This window comes from Streptomyces sp. NPDC056486 (genome assembly GCF_042795295.1).
Lineage (GTDB): Bacteria > Actinomycetota > Actinomycetes > Streptomycetales > Streptomycetaceae > Streptomyces.
On sequence record NZ_JBHTSF010000019.1, the window covers coordinates 26,936 to 50,664 of the forward strand.

Consider the following 23,729-nt stretch of genomic DNA (forward strand, 5'->3'; position numbering starts at 1 on the left):
CTCATGACAGGGACTCCTCTTCCGTGCTCGCCAGGATCTCCGCGATGTGGACCGGGCGTACGCCGCTCCTGAGGCGGGTCATCGTGCCCCCGATGTGCATCAGGCAGGAGTTGTCCGCCGCGCACAGGATGTCGGCGCCCGTCGACTCGGCGTTGCGCACCTTGTCCGTGCCCATCGCCGACGAGACATCGGAGTTCTTCATCGCGAAGGTGCCGCCGAAACCGCAGCACTCGTCCGCGCCCGGAAGCTCGACCAGTTCAAGTCCCTTGACCGCCTGGAGCAGCCGCGTGGGACGCTCGCCCAGGCCGAGACTGCGCAGTCCGTGGCAGGTCGGGTGGTACGTCACCGTGTGCGGGTAGTACGCCCCGACGTCCGTCACACCGAGGATGTCCACCAGGAACTCGGTGAGTTCGTACGTCTTGGGGACGACGGGGGCCAGCGTGGCCGCAAGGCCGTTCCCGCGGCCCTCGGAGCGGGCCCGTTCTCCCATGCGGGGGTACAGCTCGCGGACCATCGCGCCGCACGAGCCGGAGGGCGTCACGATCGCGTCGTACTCGTCCGAACCGAAAACATCGGAGAAATGACGCGCGAGCGGCTCTGCCTGATGGCGGTAACCCGTGTTGTAGTGCGCCTGCCCGCAGCAGGTCTGCGCCATCGGGAATTCGACGTCAACTCCCAGTCTGGTCAGCAGTTTCACCACCGCGCGGCCTGTGTCGGGATAGAGCGTGTCGTTGACACAGGTCAGGAACAGAGCGACACGCATCGCGGGTTCCTCCTCGTCGATCATCGGATGGATGCAGCGTATGCGCTACGGGCGCTTTGCGGGAGTCATGATGCGGGGACGCGTCGCGCGGCCTCGTCCCATGCCGCCCGGCGCGCCGGGTCGCCGGTCGGCTCGTACCGAGTCAGCTGCTGGGTGCGGGCCAGCAGGGCACGCATTTCATGGCGGTCGCGCATGAGGCCCTGCGCTCGCGCCTGCACGAGTACGTTGCCGAGGGCGGCGGCCTCTGCCGGGCCCGCGATGACGGGCAGCCCACAGGCGTCCGCGGTCAGTTGGCACAGGAGAGCGTTGCGGGCCCCGCCGCCGACTATGTGGACGACGTCCACGGCCCGGTCCGCGAGGCGTTGGGCGTCCTTGACGGCCCGGCGGTGGGCCAGCGCCAGGGAGTCGAGGATGCAGCGCGTCGTCTCGGCGGGGGTGTCGGGGACGGGTTGGCCCGTGGCCCGGCAGGCCTCGGCGATGCGGCGCGGCATGTCTCCGGGGGAGAGGAAGGCGGGGTCGGCCGCGTCGACGAGCGAGCGGAGGGCGGGGGCGGTGGCGGCCTCGCGGAGGAGTGCTTCCAGGTCGGGGGCGCCGGCGCGCGTTCCGGGGCCGGTGCCCGTTCCGGTGGCCCAGGTGCGCAGGCACTCCTGGAGGAGCCACAGGCCCATGATGTTGCGCAGATAGCGGACCGTGCCGTCGATGCCGAGCTCGTTGGTGAAGTTGGCTTCGCGGCTCTCCTCCGTGCGGATGGGCGCCGTCAGCTCCAGGCCTGCGAGCGACCATGTGCCGGTGCAGATGTAGGCGAAGTTCTCCGTGGTGGCGGGGACGGCGGCTACCGCTGACGCGGTGTCGTGGGAGGCGACCGTTGTGACGGGGGTGGGCGTGTTCAGGCCGGTGTCTTCCAGGACCTGCGGAAGCAAGTGGCCCGCGGGGGCGCCCGGGTGCCGCAGGGGAGGGAACAATCCGAGGTCGATGCCGAGGCGCGCCGCCACCTCCTGGGACCAGTCCCCTGTGCCGGGGTCCATCAGCTGCGTGGTGGAGGCGTTAGTCAGCTCGGTGCCGAGTTCGCCCGTCAGCCAGTACGTCAGCAGATCCGGGATGAGCAACAGATGCTGTGCGGCGGCCAGTTGAGCTGATCCCTGGGCGGCCATGAGTTGGTAGAGGGTGTTGAGGGGGGCGTGCTGGATGCCGGTCGCGGCGTAGAGCTCGGTGGCCGGGACGGTCTTCCACGCTGTGGCTGCGATGCCCTCGGTGCGGGAGTCCCGGTAGTGCACCGGGTTGCCGAGGAGTGCGCCGTCGGCGTCCAGTAGGCCGTAGTCGACTGCCCAGCTGTCTATGCCGATGGAGGTGAGGGGGGCGGCGGAGCCTGCGGCGCGGAGGCCGTCGAGGATCCCGGCGTAGAGGGAGAGGACGTCCCAGTGCAGGGTGCCGGCGGCGCGGACCGGGCGGTTGGGGAAGCGGTGTGCCTCTTGGAGGTCGAGGGTGTCGGGTCCTGCCCGGGCCACCATGACGCGTCCGCTGGAGGCGCCCAGGTCGATCGCGGCGAAGCGGTGGCTGGCGGGGGCGCCGGGGGCGGGGTTGGGGGTGAGGTTGGGCATGGTGGCTCGCAGGGGTTGAAGGGCGAGTGCGGGTGGCCGGTGGTGGGCGGCCCTCGACCGGTGGCCGGTGGTGTGCGGGCGACGGTCGGTGGTCGGTGATGGGCGGTCCGACGGTCGTTGGTCGTGGTCGCGTGGTGTTCTTCGGGGCGGGGCCGCGCCGGTATGTCCGTCCTCGCTATCCGCTACTGGGCGCCGGCTGCTTCGGCTGAGGAGTGCTGTGTGCCGTGCTCCGGGCAGACATACCGGCACGTCCCCTCCGGCCGGATGCGCGGCTGCGGGTAGGTGGGGCCTGGAGGCTGCCTCAGGTGCGTCCCTCCGGTCGGGTGCGCCGCACCGACCGGAGGGGGCTGCGGTTACCTGAGGAACGCTGCCGCGACGCCCGCGTCCACGGGTATGTGCAGGCCTGTCGTGTGGGTCAGGTCGCCTGCCGTCAGGGCGAAGACCGCGTTGGCCACGTGCTCGGGCAGCACCTCGCGCTTGAGGATGGTCCGTTGGGCGTAGAACGCACCCAGGTTCTCCTCCTCGATCCCGTACGTCGCCGCGCGCTGTGCGCCCCAGCCGCCCGCGAAGATGCCCGAGCCGCGGACCACGCCGTCCGGGTTGATGCCGTTCACGCGTATGCCGAACTCGCCCAGCTCGGCGGCCAGGAGGCGGACCTGGTGAGCCTGGTCCGCCTTGGTGGCGGAGTACGCGATGTTGTTCGGGCCCGCGAACACCGCGTTCTTGGACGTGATGTAGATGATGTCGCCGCCGAGGGCCTGGTCCCGCATGACGCGGGCCGCCTCGCGGGAGACGAGGAAGGAGCCGCGGGCCATGATGTCGTGCTGCAGGTCCCAGTCGCGGGCCGTGGTGTCCAGGAGGGGCTTGGAGATGGAGATGCCCGCGTTGTTCACCACCAGGTCCACTCCGCCGAACGCCAGGGCTGTGGCGGTGAAGGCGGCTGTGATCTGGTCCTCGGACGTGACGTCCATGGGGATGGCGATCGCCTTGTCCGGGCCGCCCAACTCGTCTGCCACGGCTGCGGCGTTCTCCGCGTTGAGGTCCGCCACCGCGACGCAGGCGCCCTCCGCCACCAGGCGGTGCGCGATCGCCTTGCCGATGCCGCTGCCCGCGCCGGTCACCAGGGCCACTCGGGTGGCCAGCGGCTTGGGCTTCGGCAGACGCTGAAGCTTTGCCTCTTCCAGCGGCCAGTACTCGATGCGGAACTTCTCCGACTCGTCGATCGGGGCGTACGTGGAGACGGCCTCGGCGCCGTGCATGACGTTGATGGCATTCACATAGAACTCGCCCGCCACACGCGCTGTCTGCTTGTCCTTGCCGAAGGAGAACATCCCCACGCCCGGAACGAGGACGATCGCCGGGTCGGCGCCGCGCATCGCGGGGGAGGTCGGGTCGGCGTGGCGGGTGTAGTAGGCCGCGTACTCCTCTCGGTACGCGGTGTGGAGCTCCTTGAGGCGGGTGATGGCCTCCGGGAGTGGGGCGCTGGGCGGGAGGTCCAGGACCAGCGGCCTGATCTTCGTGCGCAGGAAGTGGTCCGGGCAGGAGGTGCCAAGGGCCGCCAAGCGCGGGTGTTCGGTGGAGGCCAGGAAGTCCAGGACGGGGTCCGTGTCGGTGAAGTGGCCGATCTGGGGGCGGTCCTGCGAGGCCAGTGAACGGATGTGCGGGGCCAGTTCGGCCGCGCGTCGGTGACGTGCGGCGGTGGGGAGAGGGGCGTACTCGGGCAGGGCTTCGCCGAAGGGGGCGGGCTTGCCTCGGTCGGCGAGGAACGCCTCCGCCGTGCGGATGATGTGCAGGGAGTTGCGCTCGCACTCGTCCGCAGTGGCGCCCCAGGCCGTGATGCCGTGACCGCCCAGGACGCAGCCGATGGCGTCGGGGTTCGCCGCCTTCACCGCGGCGATGTCCAGGCCCAGTTGGAAGCCGGGGCGGCGCCAGGGGACCCAGGTCACCGTGGAGCCGAAGCACTCGGCCGTCAGCTTCTCGCCGTCCGCGGCACACGCCAGGGCGATGCCTGAGTCGGGGTGGAGGTGGTCCACGTGCGGCGCGTCCACCAGGGCGTGCATCGCCGTGTCGATGGAAGGGGCCGCGCCACCCTTGCCGTGCAGGCAGTAGTCGAAGGCGGCGACCATCTCGTCCTCGCGGTCCGCGCCCCCGTACACCCCCTTGAGCGCGTGGAGGCGGTCCAGGCGAAGGACCGCGAGGCCCTCCTCGGTGAGGGTGCCCAGGTCGCCGCCCGAGCCCTTGACCCACATCAGTTGCGTGTCCGCGCCGGTGACCGGGTCGGGGGCTGTGCCCTTCGCCGAGGCGTTGCCGCCCGCGTAATTCGTGTTGCGCGGGTCGGCGCCCAAGCGGTGCGCGCGCTCCAGGAGTTCCTTGATCCGTGCGTGCTGTGTCATGTCGCTCATGCCCCCCATCCGGCCTGCTCGCCGCCCACGCGGTCCTTGACGATTCGCTCCTGCCAGCCTGACTCCCGATAGGCCCTCATGGGATCCGGGTCGAGCCCCGAGTCCTCCCTGACTTCTGCCAGTAGGGGACGGACGTCCGTGTTGAAGGCGTCCATCAGGGCCGCGTTGGCGGCAAGGACGTCGCCGGTCCGCTGGGCCTCGGCCAGCGCGTCGGCGTCGACGAGGAGCGCCTTCGCCGTGGCCTCCTGCACGTTCATCACCGAGCGGATGATCGCGGGGATCTTCGCCTCGATGTTGTGGCACTGGTCGAGCATGAACGCGATGTCGGAGTTCAGGCCGCCGCCGCGGATGACCTCGTACATGATCCGGAAGAGCTGGAAGGGGTCGGCGGCGCCCGCCATCAGGTCGTCGTCCGCGTAGAAGCGCGAGTTGAAGTCGAAGGCGCCGAGACGCCCCTCGCGCAGCAGTGTGGCTACGATGAACTCGATGTTGGTGCCGGGGGCGTGGTGGCCGGTGTCGACGACGACCTGTGCCTTGGGCCCGAGCTTGAGGCAGTGCGCGTACGCCGTGCCCCAGTCCGGGATGTCCGTCGCGTAGAAGGCCGGCTCGAAGAGCTTGTACTCGATGAGCATGCGCTGGTCGTCGCCGAGGCGGTCGTAGGTGGCCCGCAGGGCTTCGGAGAGGCGGTCCTGGCGGCTGCGGATGTCGTCCTGGCCGGGGTAGTTGATGCCGTCGGAGAACCAGAGCTTCAGGTCGCGTGAACCCGTCGCGTCCATGATGTCCACGCACTCGAGCAGATGGTCGAGTGCCTTGCGCCGGATCGTCGGGTCGGGGTTGGTGACCGAGCCGAGTTTGTAGTCGTCGTCCTGGAAGACATTGGTGTTGATCGCCCCGAGCTGCACGCCGCGCTCGGTGGCGTAGGCCGCGAGGGCCGCGTAGTCGTCGACCTTGTCCCAGGGGATGTGCAGGGCGACCTTGGGCGCCACGCCCGTGTGGGCGTGCACCCGGGCGGCGTCGTCGATCTTCTCCCGGGTCGTGCGGGGGACACCTGGCTGCGCGAAGACCTTGAAGCGCGTACCGGAGTTGCCGTACGCCCAGGACGGGGTCTCCAGGGCCTGGGTGGTGAGTGCCGCTTTCACGGCGTCCTTGCTGGTTCCGGCGGTCATCGCGCAGCCTTCCGAAAGAGCGGTCGGGGTCGGTCAGTTGGAGAAGCGGTGGGTGCCGGAGGCGGCGGCGAAGACGGCGCAGCCGTCCTCCATCCGCAGGAACTCCGCCGCTTCGTGCGTCACTTGAGAGCGCTTGTCGGCGGGGATCCACACCTCCGCCGTGGTGTTGGCGGGCAAGGTGAGCGTGAGACGGAATCCGTCGGAGTCCGTCTTCCAGTGGGTCGTGACCGGGCCGTAGAGCGCGTCGAAGCTGCTCGTCGCCTCGGTCACGCCACCGCCGGGGCGCGGGCGGACGAGGATCTTGCGGAAACCCGGATCGGCCGGAGCGATGCCCGCGATGTTCGCGTACATCCACTCACCCACCGAGCCGTACGCGTAGTGGTTGAAGGAGTTCATGCCGGCGTCCTGGAAACTGCCGTCCGGCTTGATGGAGTCCCAGCGCTCCCACATCGTCGTGGCGCCCTTGTCGATCTGGTAGCCCCAGCTGGGGAAGGACTTCTGCACGAGGAGGCGATAGGCCACGTCGGTGTGGCCGGTGGCGGTGAGGACGGGCAGCAGGCGCGGGGTGCCCAGGAAGCCCGTCGACAGGTGCCATTCCTTGGACTTGATGAGCTCCACCAGGCGGGCGGCCGCCGGTGCGCGGTCGGCGTCCGTGAGCAGGTCCATGGACAGGGCCAGGACGTACGCGGTCTGCGTGTCGCCCTTCACCCGGCCGCCGCCGGTCACGTACGCCGCGCGGAAGGCGTCCCGGACACTGCCGAAGAGCTTCTTGTACGGGGCGGGGTCCTTGCCGAGCGCTTCGGCGGTCCGCGCGACCAGGTCGGCGCTGTGCGCGAAGTAGGCCGTGCCGATGACGTCCTTGGGAGTCTCGTCCTGGATGTTGAGCCAGTCCCCGTAGCCCTCGGCGGGGCGCAGATATCCGCTGCTGTGCTTCTCCAGATAGTCGAGCCACTTGAGCATCGACGACCAGGACTGCTCCAGGACGCGCTTGTCCCCGTACGCCTGGTACAGCGCCCAGGGGACGGTCACTCCGGCGTCGCCCCAGCCGGCCACGCCCTTGCCCACCGTGCCGATGAACGGGGCCACGTCGGGGAAGGCGCCGTCGTCGGGCTGCCCGTCGCGCAGGTCGTCGAGCCACTTGGTGAGGAAGCGCGCCGACTCCATCGTGTAGGCGGCGGTCGGCGCGAAGACGTTGATGTCGCCGGTCCAGCCGAGCCGCTCGTCGCGTGCGGGGGTGTCGGTGGGGATGGAGAGGAAGTTGCCGCGCTGGCCCCATGTGATGTTGCTGTGCAGTTGGTTGAGCATGGGGACGTTCGTCTTGAAATCCATGGTGAACGGCGCCGACGTGTGGATCACGCGGCCCACCACCGCGTCGAGCGGTGGCTTGCCCGGATAGCCCGTCACCTCCACGTAGCGGAAGCCGTGGAAGGTGAACCGCGGCTCGAACGTCTCCTTGCCGCCACCCTTGAGCGTGTAGGTGTCCGTAGCGCCCGCGGTCCGCAGGTTGGTGGTGTAGATCGTGCCGTCCGGGTTGAGAACCTCCGCGTGGCGCAGCCGGACCTTTGTGCCGGCTTTCCCGGAGACGTTGAGACGTACCGCGCCGACCATGTTCTGACCGAGGTCGAAGACGAACACGCCGGGCTTCGGCTCGCTCACCTTCCGGGCGGATATCTCGCTCTCCACGCGCGCGTGCCCGTCGATCTGGGCCACGACAGCGGCCTTGACCTTGTCGACGGCGTCCGCCGCGATCCAGTCCGAGTCGTCGAACCCGGCGCGTGTCCAACCGGCGGTCTCCAGGCGGGCGTCGTAGTCCTCGCCCGACAGGAGGTCGGCTGCGGTCACCGGACCGGTGGCGGTGCGCCAGCCGGTGCCGGAGAGTACACGCTCGGTCGAGCCGTCGGTGTACGTGACCTCCAACTGGCCCAGGAACGCGGGCCGCTCGCCGTACTGATGCGGACCGAACATGCCGACGTTCCCCGCGTACCAGCCGACCGCGAGCGTCACGCCGAGCGCGTTGGCGCCGGACTTGAGCTGCTTGGTCACGTCGTACGTCTGGTACTGGACCCGCTTGTTGTAGTCGGTCCAGCCGGGAGCCAGACGGTCGTCGCCGACACGCTCGCCGTTCAGCCACGCGTCGTAGAGGCCGAGAGCCGTGGAGTACAGCCGGGCCCGCGCGACCTTCTTGCCCGGCCGCAGGCGGAACTCGTGGCGCAGTTGGGCTGCGGGGCAGTGGTTGGGGGCGACCTTGCCCCAGGGGCCCGAGCCCCACGCGGCGAGGACCTTCGCTGCCGACCAGGAGCCGTCGTCGTACCCGGCCGATTGCCAGTCGCCCGATGGCTCCTTGTCGGTGGTCTTCCATGCGCCGTCGGTGGCGAGGGTGTGTACGCCGTCGGCGGTCGTCACCTCGAGGAGGCCGAGCAGACCGGCGGGCCCGGTCGTGGCATTGGTGGCGGAGACGGCGATGACCGCGGCGCCGGCGCGCAGTCGGGCGGTCACGTCGACGACCGCGGGGCGGCGCCAGTTGTCGGCGGCGCTGTCCGCCTCGGTGTGCGCCACCTGCGTGCCGTTCACGTACGCGGTGTAGCCGTCGTCGGCGGTCATGACAAGCCGCGCGCGGGTTACCCCTTCGGGGACATCGACGCTGCCGCGGAACCAACGGGTGGCCGCGGGCGCGCTGGTCGCGGGGTCGCCCTCGGGGAACCAGATCCACGAGGCGTCGTCCAGGGCGGGCGCGCCCACGAGGGAGGCGGGGGCACCGATCCACTGCGCCGACCAGTCCTTCGCCGCGGAGAGACCGGTCTCCCACCAGGAGGGCTCACTCCACGCGGAAACCTTGCCCCCGCTGTCCCAGACCCGCACCGACCAGTAGTAGCGCGTGCGGGACTTGAGGTCGGGGCCCGCGTACGGGACCAGGACGGAGTCGCTGGACGCGACCTTGCCGCTGTCCCAGACGTCGGGCTCGGTGAGGCGGCCGGAGGAGGTGGCAACGCGCACCTGGTAGGCGGACTGCGCCTGGCCTTCCTTGTCGGCCGTCAGGGGCCAACTCAGCCTGGGGCGCGGTACATCGAGGCCGAGCGGGTTTCTCACGTACTCGACGGTCGGTCTGGTCACGCGTAGGGCGCGGCCCCCGGCTGAGGGCGCGGCTTGGGCGGCTTGCGCGGGGGAAACGGCTCCGGCGGCCATGGCCGTTCCCAGGGCGGCCGTGGCGGTGGTGCTGAGCAGTCGTCTTCTGCTGATCACAACTCGACTCCGTAACGACTCGACGATGAATCGTTTCACGAGAGGCGAAGCTAGGGAGCCTGCTGACTCCTGTCAAGGGGCCTTGGGTGCTTCACCCTTGGCACATGGAGTGCCGACAGGATTTTCAAGTCACGACCATTGACGCCGGAGTTGGTGCGGGTTTAGCTTCCCTGAAAATTGATTGAAACCTTTCACGCCAAGTGTCCGGCGAGTGACTCCCGATGACGCCCGGCACCCGACACCCGATCCCCGGCGCGTCGGATGCCGTACGCCCGACACCTCATTCCCCATGCCAGAGCCGCATGCCCGCCCTTCGTGACCGATCGGTGCTACCTATGAGAGAGCCCCCCGTCCTTGCCGTGCAGGGCCTGAGCAAGTCCTTCGGGGCCGTGCGCGCCCTGCACGACGTCTCCCTGGAGCTGTACGCCGGTGAGGCGCACGCCCTCGCGGGCGAGAACGGCGCAGGGAAATCCACCCTCATCAAGACCCTCGCCGGGGTCCACAGGCCGGACACGGGAGAGCTGACGCTCGACGGGTCCCCGGTCGTCTTCCACGGCCCTGGTGACGCCAGGGACGCGGGCGTCGCCGTCATCTACCAGGAGCCGACGCTCTTCCCCGACCTCTCCGTCGCGGAGAACATCTTCATGGGGCGCCAGCCCCGCCGCACGCTCGGCCGTGTCGACCACAAGGCCGTGCACGCGGCGGCCGACGCGCTCTTCAAGCGCCTGGCCGTGGACCTTGACCCCGATCAGCCCGCGCGCGGCCTCTCCATCGCCGACCAGCAGATCGTCGAGATCGCCAAGGCGCTCTCCTTCGACGCCCGGGTCCTGATCATGGACGAGCCCACCGCGGCCCTCACCGGCAGCGAAGTGGCCCGCCTCTTCGGAGTCGTCCGCACCCTGCGCGAACAGGGCGCCGCGGTCCTGTTCATCTCGCACCGCCTGGAGGAGATCTTCGAGCTGTGCCAGCGCGTCACCACGCTGCGGGACGGCGGCCTGATCGCGAGCGAGCCGCTCGAAGGCCTGGCCGAGGACGATCTCGTACGCCGCATGGTGGGCCGCGACCTCGACGAGCTCTACCCGAAGCAGGACACGCAGGTGGGCGAAGTCGCGCTCAGCGTCCGGCGGCTGACCCGCGAAGGAGTCTTCACCGACGTCTCGTTCGACGTGCGGCGCGGCGAGATCGTCGGGCTCGCGGGGCTCGTCGGAGCCGGTCGCAGTGAGGTCGCGCGGGCCGTGTTCGGCGTCGACCGGTGGGATGCCGGATCGGTCGAGGTGCAGGGGAAGGCGCTGACCAACGGCGCCCCCAGTACCGCCATGGCCGCCGGACTCGCGCTCGTCCCCGAGGACCGCCGCGCGCAGGGCCTGGTGATGGACATGTCCATCGAGCGCAACATCGGGCTCACCGGACTGCGTACGACGGTGCGGGCGGGCCTCATGGACCGCGGCGCCGAACGCAGCCGCTCGCTCGACTGGGCGGTGCGACTTCAGGTGAAGTACGCGCGCATCGCCGACGCCGTCGGCACTCTGTCCGGCGGCAACCAGCAGAAGGTCGTCCTCGCCAAGTGGCTGGCCACCAAGCCCCAGGTCCTGATCGTGGACGAACCCACCCGTGGCATCGACGTCGGCACCAAGGCCGAAGTGCACCGCTTGCTCTCCGAACTCGCCGCCGAGGGGGTCGCGGTCCTGATGATCTCCTCCGACCTGCCCGAGATCCTCGGCATGGCCGACCGGGTCCTCGTCATGCACGAAGGACGGCTCACCGCCGAGATCCCGCGCGCGCGGGCGACCGAGGAGTCCGTGATGGCGGCCGCCACAGGGAGGACGGCATGAGCGTGACCACGCAGAGCCCGGCACCCGCCGTCGACCCCGAGAAGGCAGCGGGCACGCGCCTGGTCGACCGCGTCTTCAAGATGCGCGAACTGGCCATCCTGCTTGTCTTCCTGGTGATGATCGGCATCACCCAGGCGGGCAACAGCGAGTTCCTGTCCGAGCAGGGCATCAAGGACCTGCTCCTCAACGCGACCATCCTCGTCCTTGTCGCGACGGGACAGGCCCTGGTCGTCATCACCCGCAACGTCGACCTGTCGGTCGGCTCGACGCTCGGGATCAGCGCCTTCGCCGCAGGGAACTACCTCCAGGGCGGAGGCAACTCGACCATCGCGATTCTTCTCGCGGTCACGCTGGGCGTCGGCTGCGGACTGCTCAACGGGGCGCTCGTCAGCCTCGGCCAGGTGCCCGCCCTCGTCGTGACGCTCGGCACCCTCTACACCATCCGGGGCATCGACTCGATCTGGGTCGGCTCCCGGCAGATCACCGCGTCAGACCTGCCGGACGGCTTCGTCGACTTCGGTTCCGGCGGGATCTCGGCCGTGCCGTACCTGGCGCTCATCGCGCTCGCCGTCCTGGTCGCGGTCGCGTACTACCTGCGGCACTTCGGCGGCGGACGCGAGCTCTACGCGCTCGGCTCCAACCCCGAGGCCGCGCGCCTCGCGGGAATTCCGGTACGCAAGCGCATCCTGGCCGCCTACACCGCGTGCGGAGCGCTCGCCGGACTCGCCGGTGCCCTCTACCTGGCCCGCTTCGGCAACGTCGACTCCGCCACCGGCAACGGCTACGAACTCACTGTCGTCAGCGCCGTCGTGGTCGGCGGCGTCGTCTTCACCGGCGGCTCGGGCAGCGTCTACGGCGCGGCACTCGGCGCGCTGCTCCTCACGTCCATCAACAGCGTGCTTCCCGCGCTCGGCGTCAGCTCCGTGTGGGTGCTCGCCATCAACGGCGTCCTGCTCGTCCTGGCCATCGCCGTCGACCGGATCGTCGCCCTGCGCGTCGCCAAGGCCCTGAAGAAGAGGAACGCACGCCATGGCTGACTCCAACCGGCTCACGAACCGGCTCACGCTCACGCGCGCCGTCCGCTGGGACACCGTTGTCGGCGCTCTCCTTGTCGTGCTCCTCCTGATGTCGTTCTCCTTTGTCGACGGTTTCGGGAACGCCCTCAACCTGTCGTTCCTCATCGGCAACACGCTGCCCATCGCCCTGATCGCCCTCCCGATGACGCTCCTCGTCGTCTCCGGAGAGATCGATCTGTCGGTCGCCTCGACGGCGGGGCTCTCCGGCGCCGTGATGGGCGCCCTGTGGAACGCCGGTATGGCCATCGAGACGATCATCCCGCTCGTGCTTCTCCTCGGAGTCGTCTGCGGCCTGATCAACGGCCTCCTGGTGACCCGCCTGGGGCTGCCGTCGCTCGCCGTGACCATCGGCACGATGGCCGCCTACCGGGGTATCGCGCAGATCGTCCTCGGCTCGGACGCCGTCACCGACTTCCCCTCGCAGTACCTGGACTTCGCGGCCGGGCAGGTCGGCGACACCTTCCTGCCGTACGCCTTCCTGCCCTTCCTGGCGCTGCTCGCGATCGCCGTCGTCGTCCTGCACGCCACACCCTTCGGGCGCTCGCTCTTCGCGATCGGGGCCAACGAGGAGGCGGCGCGGTTCGCCGGTGTCCGCGTCAAGCGGCACAAGCTGTGGCTGTTCGTCGCCACAGGACTCATGGCCTCGCTCACGGGCATCTTCTGGGCCCTGCACTACGCGAGCGCCCGCTACGACAACGCCACCGGCCTCGAACTGTCCGTCGTCGCCGCCGTACTGCTCGGCGGCATCGACTTCGACGGCGGCAAGGGGACCCTCGGCGGCGCGATCGCCGGAGTCTTCCTGCTCGGCGGCCTGCAGAACGCGATGAGCCTGCTCAACGTCTCCGCTCAGTCGCAGATCGTCGTCACCGGCGTGCTGCTCGTGGTGTCCGTGCTCGGTCCGCGCGTGGCCCGGCAGATCGCCGTCGCCAGAGCGGGCCGCCGCGCCGCCGCACCCGCCCGCTGACCCCTCGTACCGCCGACAAGTCGATCAGTCCGAAAGGGACCAACGATGCTCTCTCCTCACCGATCTCCCCGCCGATCCGTCCGCCGCTCCGCCCTCACCCGCGCCTGCGTGACCCTGGCCGCCGTCACCTCGCTCGCCCTGACCGCCACCGCCTGCGGAGGCACCACCAAGGAGTCCTCCAAGAACGACGACGCGGGCAAGGCATCGAACGCCAAGGCCGATCCGGACGCGGCGACCAAGAAGGGCCTCACCGTTGCCTTCCTGCCCAAGCAGGTCAACAACCCGTACTTCACCGTCGCCGACAAGGGCGGCGAGAAGGCGCTCAAGGAGCTCGGTTCTTCGTACAAGGAGACCGGACCCAACAGCGCCACCGACACCAGCGGACAGGTCAGCTACGTCAACACCCTGACCCAGCAGCAGGTCGACGCCATGGCCGTCTCGGCGCAGGACCCCGGCGCCCTGTGCACCGCCCTCAAGCAGGCCATGAAGAACGACATCAAGGTCGTCACGTACGACTCCGACACCAACCCCGGATGCCGTGACGTCTTCGTCTCGCAGTCCAGCGCCGAGGCGCTCGGCCGCACCCAGGTGGAGCTCCTGGGCAAGCAGCTCGACTACAAGGGTGACATCGCGATCCTCTCCGCCGCCCAGACCGCGACGAACCAGAACACCTGGATCGGCTACATGAAGAAGGAGCTGAAGAAGCCCAAGTACAAGAACATGAAGCTGGTGAAGACCGCCTACGGCAACGACGACGCCCAGCAGTCCTTCCAGCAGACTCAGGGCCTTCTGCAGGAGCACCCGAAGCTGGCGGGGATCATTTCGCCGACGACGGTCGGCATCAAGGCCGCCGCCCAGTACCTTTCGGGATCGAAGTACAAGGGCAAAGTGAAGCTCACCGGCCTCGGCACGCCCAACGACATGCGCCAGTACGTGAAGAACGGCACCGTCGAGGGCTTCGAACTGTGGGACCCGGCCAAGCTCGGCGCGCTCGCCGCCCACGCCGCCGTCGCCCTGAAGTCCGGCCAGATCACGGGCAAGAAGGGCGAGAAGTTCGAGGCGGGCGACCTCGGCAGCTTCACCATCGGTGACAAGGGAGTCGTCGATCTCGGCGAACCGACCGTTTTCGACAAGAAGAACATCGACCAGTACAAATTCTGAGGGGATCGCATGCGGCGCCGCACAAGGCGCCGCACGAGCAGAGGAACAAGGGGACGCATGGTCGGCATCAAAGACGTGGCGAAGCACGCCGGTGTGTCGGTGGGCACGGTGTCGAACGTGATCAACCGTCCGGACGTGGTCTCCGAAGAGACCCGCCACCGGGTGCGGTCCGTGATCGAGCGGCTCGGCTACGTCCGCAGCGAGTCCGCACGGCAGCTGCGCGCGGGCCAGAGCCGCATCATGGCGCTCCTTGTGCTCGACATGGGCAACCCCTTCTTCGTGGACGTCGCGCGCGGTGCCGAGCGGGCCGCGCGTGACGCCGGGCTCCGCGTCATGATGTGCAACAGCGGACAGAGCCCCTCCGAAGAGGCCGAGTATCTGGCGCTCTTCGCGGAACAGCGGGTACGAGGCGTCCTGCTGACCCCGGCCGACGCGACGGGGCGCAACATCGAGGCGTTCCGCAGGCACGCCATCCCGTTCGTCCTGGTCGACCGGGTCGCCGAGGGCGCCACCGAGTGCTCCGTCTCCGTGGACGACGTCCTCGGCGGTGCGCTCGCGGTGCGCCATCTCGTCGACACGGGGCACCGCAGCATCGCGTACGTGAGCGGGCCGCCCGGGCTCAACCAGGTCAAGGACCGCAGGCAGGGAGCGCTGCAGGCCCTCGCCGAGGCCGGTCTGCCGGCGTCGGCGCTGCGGGAACTGCCCACCGAACGCCTCGACGTGGCCGCGGGACGCGATGCCGGCGCCCGCGTACTCGGACTCGCCGAACGGCCGACCGCCGTCTTCTGCGCCAACGACCTGCTCGCCCTCGGGGTGCTCCAGGCGATGTACGCGGCAGGGGTCAGTGTGCCCGAGGACATCGCCATCGTCGGCTACGACGACATCGAATTCGCCGCCGCGGCCGTCGTCCCGCTCACCTCGGTGCGCCAGCCCGCCATCAAGATGGGCGCGATGGCCGCGGAACTTCTCCTGGAGGAGTCCGAGTCGGACGCCGACTCCGAAGAACATGATCACCGGCGCGTGGTGCTCCAGCCGGAACTCGTGGTGCGGCGCTCCAGCCTGGCGCCCCGCTGACCGCTCCCACGGCGGGTGTGCTGAACTGAGCGAAGTGTCCCGTTCCGTATTCGCCCACGTCCAGGAGCCCTCTTGACCGCCACTGCCTCCTACCGCCAGCCCGGCGTCGTCCTCACCGACCACCGCTTCTCCGTGCCCCTCGACCACGACGACCCGGCGGGGGAGCGGATCGAGGTCTTCGCCCGCGAGGCCGTGGCGGCCGCGCACGGGGGCCACGGGGGCCACGGGGGCACAGACCTGCCGTGGCTGGTGTATCTGCAGGGCGGCCCGGGATGCGGGGCCAACCGGTTCGCGGGCAAGGAAGCGTGGCTGGGCCGGGCGCTGCAGGACTACCGGGTGCTGCTCCTCGACCAGCGTGGAACGGGCAGCTCCACTCCGGCCACGCGCCAGACGCTCCCGTTGCGCGGCGGCCCCCGCGAACAGGCCGACTACCTCACGCACTTCCGCGCCGACTCCATCGTCCGCGACTGCGAGCTGATCCGGCGCGAGCTGACCGGCGGCGCGCCCTGGACCGTCCTCGGCCAGAGCTTCGGCGGCTTCTGCGCGACCCACTACCTGTCGGCCGCGCCCGAAGGCCTGCACACCGCGATCATCACCGGCGGCCTGCCCACGCTCGACGGTCACGCTGACGACGTCTACCGCGCCGCCTACCCGCGCATGGAGCGCAAGAGCGCCGCCCACTACGCCCGCTACCCCCAGGACGTCGAGCGCGCCCGTCGCATCGCCGCGCACCTGGCCGAGCACGAGCCGGTCCTGAACGGCGGCTACCGCCTCACCGTCGAGGCGTTCCAGTCCCTCGGCATGCTGCTCGGCTCGAAGGACGGCAGCCACCGCCTGCACTACCTCATCGAGGACGCCTTCGTACGGACCCCGTCGGGGTTCGAGCTCTCCGACGCGTTCCAGGAAGACGTACAGGCCAACCTGTCGCTCGCGAACCGCCCGCTCTTCGCGCTGATGCACGAGACCATCTACGGCCAGGGCGAGCGGCCCACCGACTGGTCGGCCGAGCGGCTGCGCGGCGAGTTCCCGCAGTTCGACCCGGGCAAGGCGCTCGCCGGGGACGCGCCACTGCTCTTCACCGGGGAAGCCGTCCAGCGCTGGCAGTTCGACTGCGATCCGGCCCTGCGGCCGTTGACCGAGACCGCCGAACTCCTTGCCGCGCGCACCGATTGGGCGCCGCTGTACGACACCGCACGCCTCGCCGCGAACGAGGTGCCCGCCGCCGCCGCGATCTACCACGACGACCTGTACGTGGACACCGATCACTCCCTGCGCACCGCGCGCTCCATCCGCGGCCTGCGGACCTGGGTCACCGACGAGTACGAGCACGACGGCCTGCGGGTGGGTTCGCCGCGCGTCCTCGACCGGCTCCTGGCCCTCACCCGGGGCGAGGCCTGAGCTCACCCCGTCCGGGGGCTCCGCGAGGCTAGGCTGCGGGCATGACAGAGCCGTTGAATGTGAACGACCAGCTCACCCCCATGCCCGAGGACTGGCAGCGCGCCCTCGCCGTGGTCGCCCACCCCGACGACCTGGAATACGGCTGCTCGGCCGCGATCGCCGGCTGGACGGACGGCGGACGCGAGGTCGCCTACCTCCTGGCCAGCCGCGGTGAGGCGGGCATCGACACCCTCGACCCCGCCACGTGCGGGCCGCTGCGCGAGCGGGAGCAGCGGGCCAGTGCGGCGGTCGTCGGTGTGTCGACCGTGGAGTTCCTCGACCACAAGGACGGAGTGATCGAGTACGGGACGCCGCTGCGCCGCGACATCGCCGCCGCGGTCCGCAGGCACCGCCCCGAGCTCGTGATCACGCTCAACCACCGCGACACCTGGGGCGGCGTCGCCTGGAACACCCCGGACCACGTGGCCGTCGGCCGCGCCACCCTCGACGCCGTGGCGGACGCGGGCAACCGCTGGATCTTCCCCGAGCTGATCGAGGAGGACGCGCTCGAGCCCTGGAACGGTGTGCGCTGGGTGGCTGTGGCCGGTTCCTCGTCGCCCACGCACGCGGCGGACGCGACGGCCGGGCTCGAGCGTTCCGTGCGCTCGCTCCTCGAACACCGCACTTATATCGAGGTGTTGACGCAGGAGGAGCCCGAGAAGTACTGCCGTGAGTTCCTCACCGGCAACGCGGAGCGGGTGGCGCCGCGCTTCGGCGGGAAACCCGCGGTGTCCTTCGAGGTCTTCAGCCGCTGAGCCACCGCCGCTACGCTGACGGCACGTCCATGACCTGACGGGCCGTCAGAAGCGTAGGCAGGAGCTGGTCCTTGATGATCGACACCATCGGCACGGACATCCCGGAGGGTGAGGAACGGCTGCGCCTCGACATCGAGGACGGCCTGGGCATCCTCACCCTCTGCTACCCGCAGAAGCTCAATGCGTGGAGCTGGGAGTCCACGCGCCAACTCGGCATCTTCGCCGACCGGATCCGCTTCGACGACTCGATCAGGGTCGTGCTGATGCGGGCCGAGGGGCGGGCGTTCTGCGCGGGGATCGATGTCACCTCGCTGGGCGGGTTCGGTGCGATCGAGGGCCGCTCGGGGTCCGAGCGCACCCGCAACTACTACGAGGGGCTGCGCTGGGTCCATGAGCGCTTCCGCGCCTTCGCGGGCTTGCCGCAGCCCATTGTCGCCGCCGTGCAGGGTTACTGCCTGGGCTTCGGCTTCGAGCTTGCGCTGATGGCGGACATCCGGATCGCCTCCGACGACGCGGTGTTCGCGCTGCCCGAGGCGCAGATCGGCGTGGCGGTCGACGCGGGCGGCGATCTGCGGATCGCGCGGGACGCGGGCGCGGGCTGGGCCAAGCTGCTCTCGCTCACCGGGCGCCGTATCGACGCGGCCACGGCCGAGCGGCTACGGCTCCTCCAACTGGTCGTGCCCGGAGACGAGTTGGCCAAGTCGTCCCGTGATGTCGCCGCCGAGATCGCGGCCAACGGCCCGCTCGCGGTGCAGGGCATCAAGCGGGGCATCGACGCGTACGCGGACGCGGGGATGGAGGCCGCACTCGACCGGGTCGCGATGAACGCGGCGATCACGCTGACGTCGGAGGACTCGAAGGTGGGGTACGCGGCTAAGGCGGAGCGGCGGACGGCCACCTTCGAGGGGAAGTAGGCCGGGCCGTCGGGCCGGGAAGCAGGCTCCGGGCGGCTATCGCTCGAAACGGCCTCGCCCCATCTGCTCCCGCACCGTCACCACCCGAGGGCTCACCAGACCCCGGCGCTGCCAGTTCGCGCCGTCGACCACCAAGGTGTGCCCGGTGATGAAGCGGGCGTAGGGCGAGGCGAGGAAGGTCGCGGCCCAGCCGAGTTCGCGCGGGGCGCCGACGCGCAGGGCGGGCTGGCGGGCGCCCAACTGCTCCGCCCCCGAAGCTTGCGCGGGTGCCGCCCGGTCCAGATTGCCGCGGATGTCGTCGGTCATGTCCTCGTGCGGCATCAGGCCCGGCACCAGGCCGTTGACCTGGATTCCGTACGGACCCCACTCCACCGCCAGGCTCTCGACGAGGCTCTTGACGCCCGCCTTGGCCGCCGCGCTGTGCGCGAAACCGGGGCCGCCCGTCCACGCGTACGACGCTCCGATGTTGATGACGGAGCCAGGCGTACCCGCCGCGAGGTGGCGGCGGCCGAACTCGCGCGCCATGAAGAATGTCCCGGTCAGTGTGATGTCCACGACCGAGCGCCACGCGTTCGGGGACATGTCCTCGGCCGGCACGGGGAAGTTCGCCGCCGCGTTGTTGACCAGGACGCCCGGCAGCCCGAACGCGTCCTGCGCCGCGTCGAAGACCTCGGCGACGCGCTCGGGGTCCCGGATGTCGCACGCCACCGCCGCCACCCGCCCGCCGAGGCCCGCGAGTTCGTCCCGTGCCGCCTTCAGCCGCTCCTCCTTGCGGCTCGCGATCACCAGGTCGGCGCCCAGGCGTGCGAACTCCGCGGCGATCGCCTTGCCCAGGCCTGACCCGCCACCGGTCACCAGGACGACCGCCCCGTCGTACGTCCCCTGCGGCAGGGCGCTCGTGCCCGGCGGGGCTGGGGCCGGGAGCCCCGGCAGTGTCCCGTCGTTCGCATCGTCCGTCATGGCCGCATCGATATCGCGGAACGCCTCAAAGCGCCATGCCCTCAAGGCGCTTCGGGAGCCAAGGACGCCGTCCCGATCGACTTCCGGCCGCTGGCCATGCACTACGACGGCACCGTCACGTCGTTCGCCCACTACGGCGGTCAGGTTGGTCCTGGGGCATCGTGGCCATTTCCACGGGAGCCGTCGCATCGATAGTGCCGTATTGACAATTCACTTTGCCGATACTGCAATGGAAGCATGACAGACAACAGCGCCTCGGGCGAGATGGCGGGCACGGCGGAGGGCCAGGACGACGGCACGAATCTGGACGGCGTGCTTGCCGAGGTCGGCCCCCGCCTGCGTCGGGTCCGCAAGGAGCGTGGCGCGACGCTCGCGGGCCTCGCCGCCGCCACCGGCATCTCCGTGAGCACCCTCTCGCGCCTGGAGTCCGGCCACCGCAGGCCCAGCCTCGAACTCCTGCTCCCCATCGCCCGCGCCCACCGGGTCGCCCTGGACGAGCTCGTCGGCGCCCCGCCCGTCGACGACCCCCGGGTGCGGGCCAAGCCGATCGTCCGCAACGGCCGCACGATGGTCCCGCTGACCCGGCAGCCCGGTGGCCTCCAGGCGTACAAGGTGGTCGAGCCCACCCGCTCCGTCCAGCCCGATCCGCAGACCCATGAGGGGTACGAGTGGCTGTACGTCCTGTCCGGGCGGCTGCGGCTCGTGCTCGCCGATCATGACGTGATCCTCACGGCGGGCGAGGCCGCGGAGTTCGACACGCGCCTTCCGCACTGGTTCGGGTCCACGGGGGAGGGGCCCGCGGAGTTCCTCAGTCTGTTCGGGCCGCAGGGCGAGCGGATGCACGTACGGGCGCGGCCCACTCAGGGGTCCGCGCAGCACAAGCGTGAAGTGGACTGACCAGACGGTTCCCCTGTCCGCAAGCGACCGCTTAGTATGCGACGGAGCCCGGTCTACGAAAGCCCCGTGGAGGCCCCGCATGCAGGCATGGCAAGTGCACCAGAACGGCGAGCCGAGCGCGGTGATGCGCCTCGAAGAGGTGGACCGGCCGGTGCCGGGCGAGGGGCAGCTGCTCCTCAAGGTCCGCGCCGCCAACATCAACTTCCCCGACGCGCTGCTCTGCCGCGGGCAGTACCAGGTCACGCCGCCGCTGCCGTTCACGCCCGGCGTGGAGATCTGCGGCGAGACCGAGGACGGGCGGCGCGTGATCGCCAACCCCGCTCTTCCCTACGGCGGCTTCGCCGAGTACGCGATCGCCGACGCGGCAGCCGTACTGCCCGCGCCCGACGCCCTGGACGACGCGGAAGCCGCCGCGCTGCACATCGGCTACCAGACCGGCTGGTTCGGCCTGCACCGCCGCGCGCACCTCCAGGAGGGCGAGACCCTCCTGGTGCACGCTGCCGCCGGTGGCGTCGGCACCGCCGCCGTCCAGCTCGGCAAGGCGGCGGGCGCCAAGGTCATCGGCGTCGTCGGCGGCGCCGCGAAGGCCGAGGTCGCGCGCGAGCTCGGCTGCGACGTGGTCATCGACCGGCGTACGGAGAATGTCATCGGCGCCGTCAAGGAGGCGACCGGTGGCCGTGGCGCCGACGTCATCTACGACCCCGTCGGCGGTGACGCGTACCTCCAGTCGACCAAATGCGTCGCCTTCGAGGGGCGGATCATCGTCGTCGGCTTCGCGAGCGGTGTCATCCCGACGCCCGGCCTCAACCACGCCCTGGTGAAGAACTACTCGGTCGTCGGCCTGCACTGGGGCCTGTACAACGCCAAGGACCCGCAGGCGATCCTCCGTTGCCACGAGGAGCTCACCCAGCTCGCGGCCAAGGGCGCGATCAAGCCGCTCATCAGCGAGCGCGTGCCCCTGAGCGACGCGGCAGCGGCCGTGCAGCGGGTGGCCGACGGTGTCACCACGGGGCGGGTGGCCGTACTCCCCGAGGGAGGCGACGTATGACGGATGCCATGACGGATGCCGCCGAACTGCGCCGCCGCGCCAAGGAGTTCCTCGCCGCGCATCCGCCCGCGACGACGGAACGCGCGGTGTTCCTCAAGGCACGCTTCGACGCCGGACTCGCATGGGTGCACTACCCGCAGGGGCTCGGCGGGCTCGGGGCCCCGCGGTCCTTGCAGGCCGTCGTGGACGCCGAGCTGGAGGCCGCGGGCGCTCCCGACAACGACCCGCGCCGCATCGGGATCGGCCTCGGCATGGCGGCGCCGACCATCCTGCGCTTCGGCACCGAGGAGCAGAAGCGCAGCTTCCTGCGTCCGCTGTGGGTCGGTGACGAGGTGTGGTGCCAGCTCTTCAGCGAGCCTGGCGCCGGGTCCGACCTCGCGGCCCTGGGGACCCGCGCCGTCCGTGACGATGGGGGCACCTCCCGCTCGAGCGAAGCCGAGAGTGGGGGAACCTGGGTGGTCAACGGGCAGAAGGTGTGGACGTCCGGCGCGCACGCCGCCCGCTGGGCCATCCTCATCGCCCGCACCGACCCGGATGTGCCCAAGCACCGCGGCATCACGTACTTCGTCTGCGACATGACCGACCCCGGTGTCGAGGTGCGCCCGCTGCGGCAGATCACCGGCGAGGCCGAGTTCAACGAGGTCTTCCTCAGCGACGTACGCATCCCGGACGCGCATCGCCTCGGGGAGATCGGCGACGGCTGGAAGGTCGCGCAGACCACCCTCATGAACGAGCGCGTGTCCATCGGCGGCTCCCGCATCCCGCGCGAGGGCGGCATGATCGGCCCGGTGGTCGAGGCCTGGCGCGAGCGCCCCGAGCTGCGCACGCACGACCTGCACCAGCGGCTCCTCAAGCTGTGGGTCGAGGCCGAGGTCGCCCGGGTCACCGGGGAGCGCCTCCGCCAGCAGCTCGTGGCGGGGCATCCGGGCCCCGAGGGCTCGGGCATGAAGCTCGGGTTCGCGCGTCTGAACCAGGAGATCAGCGGCCTCGAGGTGGAACTCCTCGGCGAGGAAGGGCTGCTGTACGAGGACTGGACGATGCGGCGGCCAGAGAAGGTCGACTTCGTCGGCCGTGACGCGGGCTACCGCTATCTGCGGGCCAAGGGCAACAGCATCGAGGGCGGCACCAGCGAAGTGCTGCTCAACATCGTCGCCGAGCGCGTCCTCGGACTGCCCTCCGAGCCGCGCACCGACAAGGACGTCGCGTGGAAGGACCTCGCCCGATGAGTACGCCGACAACGCAGCCGTCACAGAGCGCGCAGCGCGACCTGTTGTACTCCGAAGACGAAGAGGCGCTGCGCCCGGTGGTGCGCGGTCTGCTCGCCGACCACTGCGACACCACCTCCGTGCTCGCCCGCACCGAGTCCGCAGAGCCGCACGACCGTGAACTGTGGAAGGCGCTCACGGACGGCATGGGTCTCGCCGGTCTGCTCGTGCCCGAGGATCTCGGCGGGCAGGGGGCCACGCACCGCGAAGCCGCCGTCGTCCTTGAGGAGTTGGGCCGTGCGGTCGCGCCCGTGCCCTACCTGACCAGTGCCGTCATCGCGACCGAGACGCTCCTGGCCTGTGACGGTGACGCGGCGAGGGAGCTCCTGGGTGCGCTCGCCACCGGGCGCACGATCGGCGTGCTCACCGTGCCGCTGGCCACCGCTCCGGGCGGCGCCCTGCCCGACGTACGCGCGGAGGGTGAGGCCCTGCACGGCAGTGTCACCGGGGTCGCCGACGCGGTCGCCGCCGATGTGCTCCTCGTGCCGACGAGCGCCGGGCTCTTCGCGGTGGACGCGGCACAGGACGGCGTGACCGTCGCGCCGCAGACCTCGCTCGACCTCACGCGGCCACTCGCCACGGTCACCTTCGAAGGGGCACGCGCGCGCGTGGTCGGTCCGGAATCCGGAGCCGCCGTACGGCGGGGTCTGCGGGCGGGAGCCGGACTCCTGACGTCCGAGCAACTGGGCCTCGCCGACTGGTGCTTGACCGAGACCGTCCGCCACACGAAGGAACGGCATCAGTTCAACCGGCCCGTCGGCTCCTTCCAGGCGCTCAAGCACCGGCTCGCCCAGCTCTGGCTGGAGGTGGTCAACATGCGCGCCGTCGCCCGCAACGCGGCCGACACCCTCGCAGCCGGGGGCGATGACGCCGATGTCGCGGCGGCTCTCGCCCAGGCCTTCGCGTCGCCCGCCACGGTGCACATCGCCGAGGAGGCGCTCCAGCTGCACGGCGGGATCGGCATGACCTGGGAGCACCCCGTCCATCTCTACCTCAAGCGGGCCAAGGCGGACTCGATCGCGCTCGGCACGGTGGGGCGGCACCGTGAGGAGCTGGCCGCACTGGTGAACCTGCCCGCGCCCTGACCCCGGCGGCCCCGCGCGTTTTACCCACCCATTACGTCAGGCATAATTGCGAATCGTTCGCAATAACGTTTGATCTTCAGTAGGGGTGTGGA

Annotated in this window: 18 protein-coding genes; 12 read left to right on the plus strand and 6 right to left on the minus strand. The window is 70.4% G+C overall.

The window, feature by feature from the left end; all coding sequences use genetic code 11:
* Position 1: 1 nt before the first annotated feature.
* From ACFQ7F_RS10915 to ACFQ7F_RS10935, 5 genes are all read right to left on the minus strand, one after another.
* On the minus strand, positions 2-763 hold the full coding sequence (locus tag ACFQ7F_RS10915; RefSeq protein WP_383269142.1) for a (Fe-S)-binding protein: 762 nt from the start codon (positions 761-763) through the stop codon (positions 2-4).
* Between the two features lie 65 nt (positions 764-828).
* Complete coding sequence (locus tag ACFQ7F_RS10920; protein ID WP_383269143.1) at positions 829-2,361, minus strand: rhamnulokinase family protein; 1,533 nt, start codon at positions 2,359-2,361, stop codon at positions 829-831.
* 353 nt (positions 2,362-2,714) lie between these two features.
* A complete protein-coding gene (locus ACFQ7F_RS10925) occupies positions 2,715-4,754 on the minus strand; it encodes a bifunctional aldolase/short-chain dehydrogenase (RefSeq protein WP_383269227.1) in 2,040 nt (679 codons plus the stop codon).
* Between the two features lie 5 nt (positions 4,755-4,759).
* Entirely contained in the window at positions 4,760-5,929 is a 1,170-nt protein-coding gene (gene rhaI, locus ACFQ7F_RS10930; protein ID WP_383269144.1) for an L-rhamnose isomerase, read from the minus strand.
* 33 nt (positions 5,930-5,962) lie between these two features.
* Positions 5,963-9,169 carry an alpha-L-rhamnosidase gene (locus ACFQ7F_RS10935; RefSeq protein ID WP_383269145.1) on the minus strand — a complete coding sequence of 1,069 codons (3,207 nt, stop codon included), beginning with the start codon at positions 9,167-9,169 and terminating at the stop codon, positions 5,963-5,965.
* A 335-nt stretch (positions 9,170-9,504) separates the two neighbouring features.
* On the opposite strand from ACFQ7F_RS10935, the gene ACFQ7F_RS10940 reads away from it, so the two are divergent.
* The 8 genes from ACFQ7F_RS10940 (at position 9,505) to ACFQ7F_RS10975 (ending at position 18,382) form a co-directional block, all read left to right on the plus strand.
* Positions 9,505-11,001 (plus strand): sugar ABC transporter ATP-binding protein, encoded by a 1,497-nt coding sequence (locus tag ACFQ7F_RS10940; protein ID WP_383269147.1) that lies wholly within the window; start codon positions 9,505-9,507, stop codon positions 10,999-11,001.
* The gene (locus tag ACFQ7F_RS10945; RefSeq protein ID WP_383269149.1) at positions 10,998-12,038 is read left to right on the plus strand and encodes an ABC transporter permease; all 1,041 of its coding nucleotides are present in this window, start codon (positions 10,998-11,000) and stop codon (positions 12,036-12,038) included. The genes ACFQ7F_RS10940 and ACFQ7F_RS10945 overlap by 4 nt, the downstream gene beginning before the upstream one ends.
* Positions 12,031-13,041 (plus strand): ABC transporter permease, encoded by a 1,011-nt coding sequence (locus ACFQ7F_RS10950; protein WP_383269150.1) that lies wholly within the window; start codon positions 12,031-12,033, stop codon positions 13,039-13,041. The genes ACFQ7F_RS10945 and ACFQ7F_RS10950 overlap by 8 nt, the downstream gene beginning before the upstream one ends.
* A gap of 45 nt (positions 13,042-13,086) precedes the next feature.
* Positions 13,087-14,202: a rhamnose ABC transporter substrate-binding protein gene (gene rhaS / locus ACFQ7F_RS10955; protein WP_383269151.1), complete on the plus strand. Its 1,116-nt coding sequence runs from the start codon at positions 13,087-13,089 to the stop codon at positions 14,200-14,202.
* Positions 14,203-14,259: 57 nt separating this feature from the next.
* Complete coding sequence (locus ACFQ7F_RS10960) at positions 14,260-15,276, plus strand: LacI family DNA-binding transcriptional regulator (protein ID WP_383269152.1); 1,017 nt, start codon at positions 14,260-14,262, stop codon at positions 15,274-15,276.
* Positions 15,277-15,348: 72 nt separating this feature from the next.
* The gene (locus ACFQ7F_RS10965) at positions 15,349-16,674 is read left to right on the plus strand and encodes an alpha/beta fold hydrolase (RefSeq protein ID WP_383269154.1); all 1,326 of its coding nucleotides are present in this window, start codon (positions 15,349-15,351) and stop codon (positions 16,672-16,674) included.
* Between the two features lie 41 nt (positions 16,675-16,715).
* Positions 16,716-17,468, plus strand: coding sequence for a PIG-L deacetylase family protein (locus ACFQ7F_RS10970; protein ID WP_383269156.1), 753 nt, complete (start codon positions 16,716-16,718; stop codon positions 17,466-17,468).
* A 74-nt stretch (positions 17,469-17,542) separates the two neighbouring features.
* Positions 17,543-18,382 (plus strand): enoyl-CoA hydratase/isomerase family protein, encoded by an 840-nt coding sequence (locus ACFQ7F_RS10975; protein WP_383269157.1) that lies wholly within the window; start codon positions 17,543-17,545, stop codon positions 18,380-18,382.
* Between the two features lie 36 nt (positions 18,383-18,418).
* Here the strand turns inward: ACFQ7F_RS10975 and ACFQ7F_RS10980 are convergent, their stop codons facing one another.
* Entirely contained in the window at positions 18,419-19,342 is a 924-nt protein-coding gene (locus ACFQ7F_RS10980; protein WP_383269159.1) for an SDR family oxidoreductase, read from the minus strand.
* 264 nt (positions 19,343-19,606) lie between these two features.
* Between ACFQ7F_RS10980 and ACFQ7F_RS10985 the strand changes: the two genes are divergently transcribed.
* The 4 genes from ACFQ7F_RS10985 (at position 19,607) to ACFQ7F_RS11000 (ending at position 23,637) form a co-directional block, all read left to right on the plus strand.
* The gene (locus ACFQ7F_RS10985; RefSeq protein ID WP_383269229.1) at positions 19,607-20,239 is read left to right on the plus strand and encodes a helix-turn-helix domain-containing protein; all 633 of its coding nucleotides are present in this window, start codon (positions 19,607-19,609) and stop codon (positions 20,237-20,239) included.
* 79 nt (positions 20,240-20,318) lie between these two features.
* Positions 20,319-21,287 (plus strand): NADPH:quinone oxidoreductase family protein, encoded by a 969-nt coding sequence (locus ACFQ7F_RS10990; protein WP_383269160.1) that lies wholly within the window; start codon positions 20,319-20,321, stop codon positions 21,285-21,287.
* Positions 21,288-21,295: 8 nt separating this feature from the next.
* Positions 21,296-22,513, plus strand: coding sequence for an acyl-CoA dehydrogenase family protein (locus ACFQ7F_RS10995; RefSeq protein ID WP_383269231.1), 1,218 nt, complete (start codon positions 21,296-21,298; stop codon positions 22,511-22,513).
* Positions 22,510-23,637, plus strand: a complete 1,128-nt coding sequence (locus ACFQ7F_RS11000; RefSeq protein ID WP_383269162.1) for an acyl-CoA dehydrogenase family protein — start codon at positions 22,510-22,512, stop codon at positions 23,635-23,637. The genes ACFQ7F_RS10995 and ACFQ7F_RS11000 overlap by 4 nt, the downstream gene beginning before the upstream one ends.
* Positions 23,638-23,729: the final 92 nt, after the last annotated feature.

Excerpts from the sequence above, each read along its gene's own strand:
- ACFQ7F_RS10915 (WP_383269142.1), bottom strand. The coding sequence starts at position 763 with ATGCGTGTCGCTCTGTTCCTGACCTGTGTCAACGACACGCTCTATCCC.
- ACFQ7F_RS10920 (WP_383269143.1), bottom strand. The coding sequence starts at position 2,361 with ATGCCCAACCTCACCCCCAACCCCGCCCCCGGCGCCCCCGCCAGCCAC.
- ACFQ7F_RS10925 (WP_383269227.1), bottom strand. The coding sequence starts at position 4,754 with ATGACACAGCACGCACGGATCAAGGAACTCCTGGAGCGCGCGCACCGC.
- rhaI (WP_383269144.1), bottom strand. The coding sequence starts at position 5,929 with ATGACCGCCGGAACCAGCAAGGACGCCGTGAAAGCGGCACTCACCACC.
- ACFQ7F_RS10940 (WP_383269147.1), top strand. The coding sequence starts at position 9,505 with ATGAGAGAGCCCCCCGTCCTTGCCGTGCAGGGCCTGAGCAAGTCCTTC.
- ACFQ7F_RS10945 (WP_383269149.1), top strand. The coding sequence starts at position 10,998 with ATGAGCGTGACCACGCAGAGCCCGGCACCCGCCGTCGACCCCGAGAAG.
- ACFQ7F_RS10950 (WP_383269150.1), top strand. The coding sequence starts at position 12,031 with ATGGCTGACTCCAACCGGCTCACGAACCGGCTCACGCTCACGCGCGCC.
- rhaS (WP_383269151.1), top strand. The coding sequence starts at position 13,087 with ATGCTCTCTCCTCACCGATCTCCCCGCCGATCCGTCCGCCGCTCCGCC.
- ACFQ7F_RS10960 (WP_383269152.1), top strand. The coding sequence starts at position 14,260 with ATGGTCGGCATCAAAGACGTGGCGAAGCACGCCGGTGTGTCGGTGGGC.
- ACFQ7F_RS10970 (WP_383269156.1), top strand. The coding sequence starts at position 16,716 with ATGACAGAGCCGTTGAATGTGAACGACCAGCTCACCCCCATGCCCGAG.
- ACFQ7F_RS10975 (WP_383269157.1), top strand. The coding sequence starts at position 17,543 with ATGATCGACACCATCGGCACGGACATCCCGGAGGGTGAGGAACGGCTG.
- ACFQ7F_RS10980 (WP_383269159.1), bottom strand. The coding sequence starts at position 19,342 with ATGACGGACGATGCGAACGACGGGACACTGCCGGGGCTCCCGGCCCCA.
- ACFQ7F_RS10985 (WP_383269229.1), top strand. The coding sequence starts at position 19,607 with ATGGCGGGCACGGCGGAGGGCCAGGACGACGGCACGAATCTGGACGGC.
- ACFQ7F_RS10990 (WP_383269160.1), top strand. The coding sequence starts at position 20,319 with ATGCAGGCATGGCAAGTGCACCAGAACGGCGAGCCGAGCGCGGTGATG.
- ACFQ7F_RS10995 (WP_383269231.1), top strand. The coding sequence starts at position 21,296 with ATGACGGATGCCGCCGAACTGCGCCGCCGCGCCAAGGAGTTCCTCGCC.
- ACFQ7F_RS11000 (WP_383269162.1), top strand. The coding sequence starts at position 22,510 with ATGAGTACGCCGACAACGCAGCCGTCACAGAGCGCGCAGCGCGACCTG.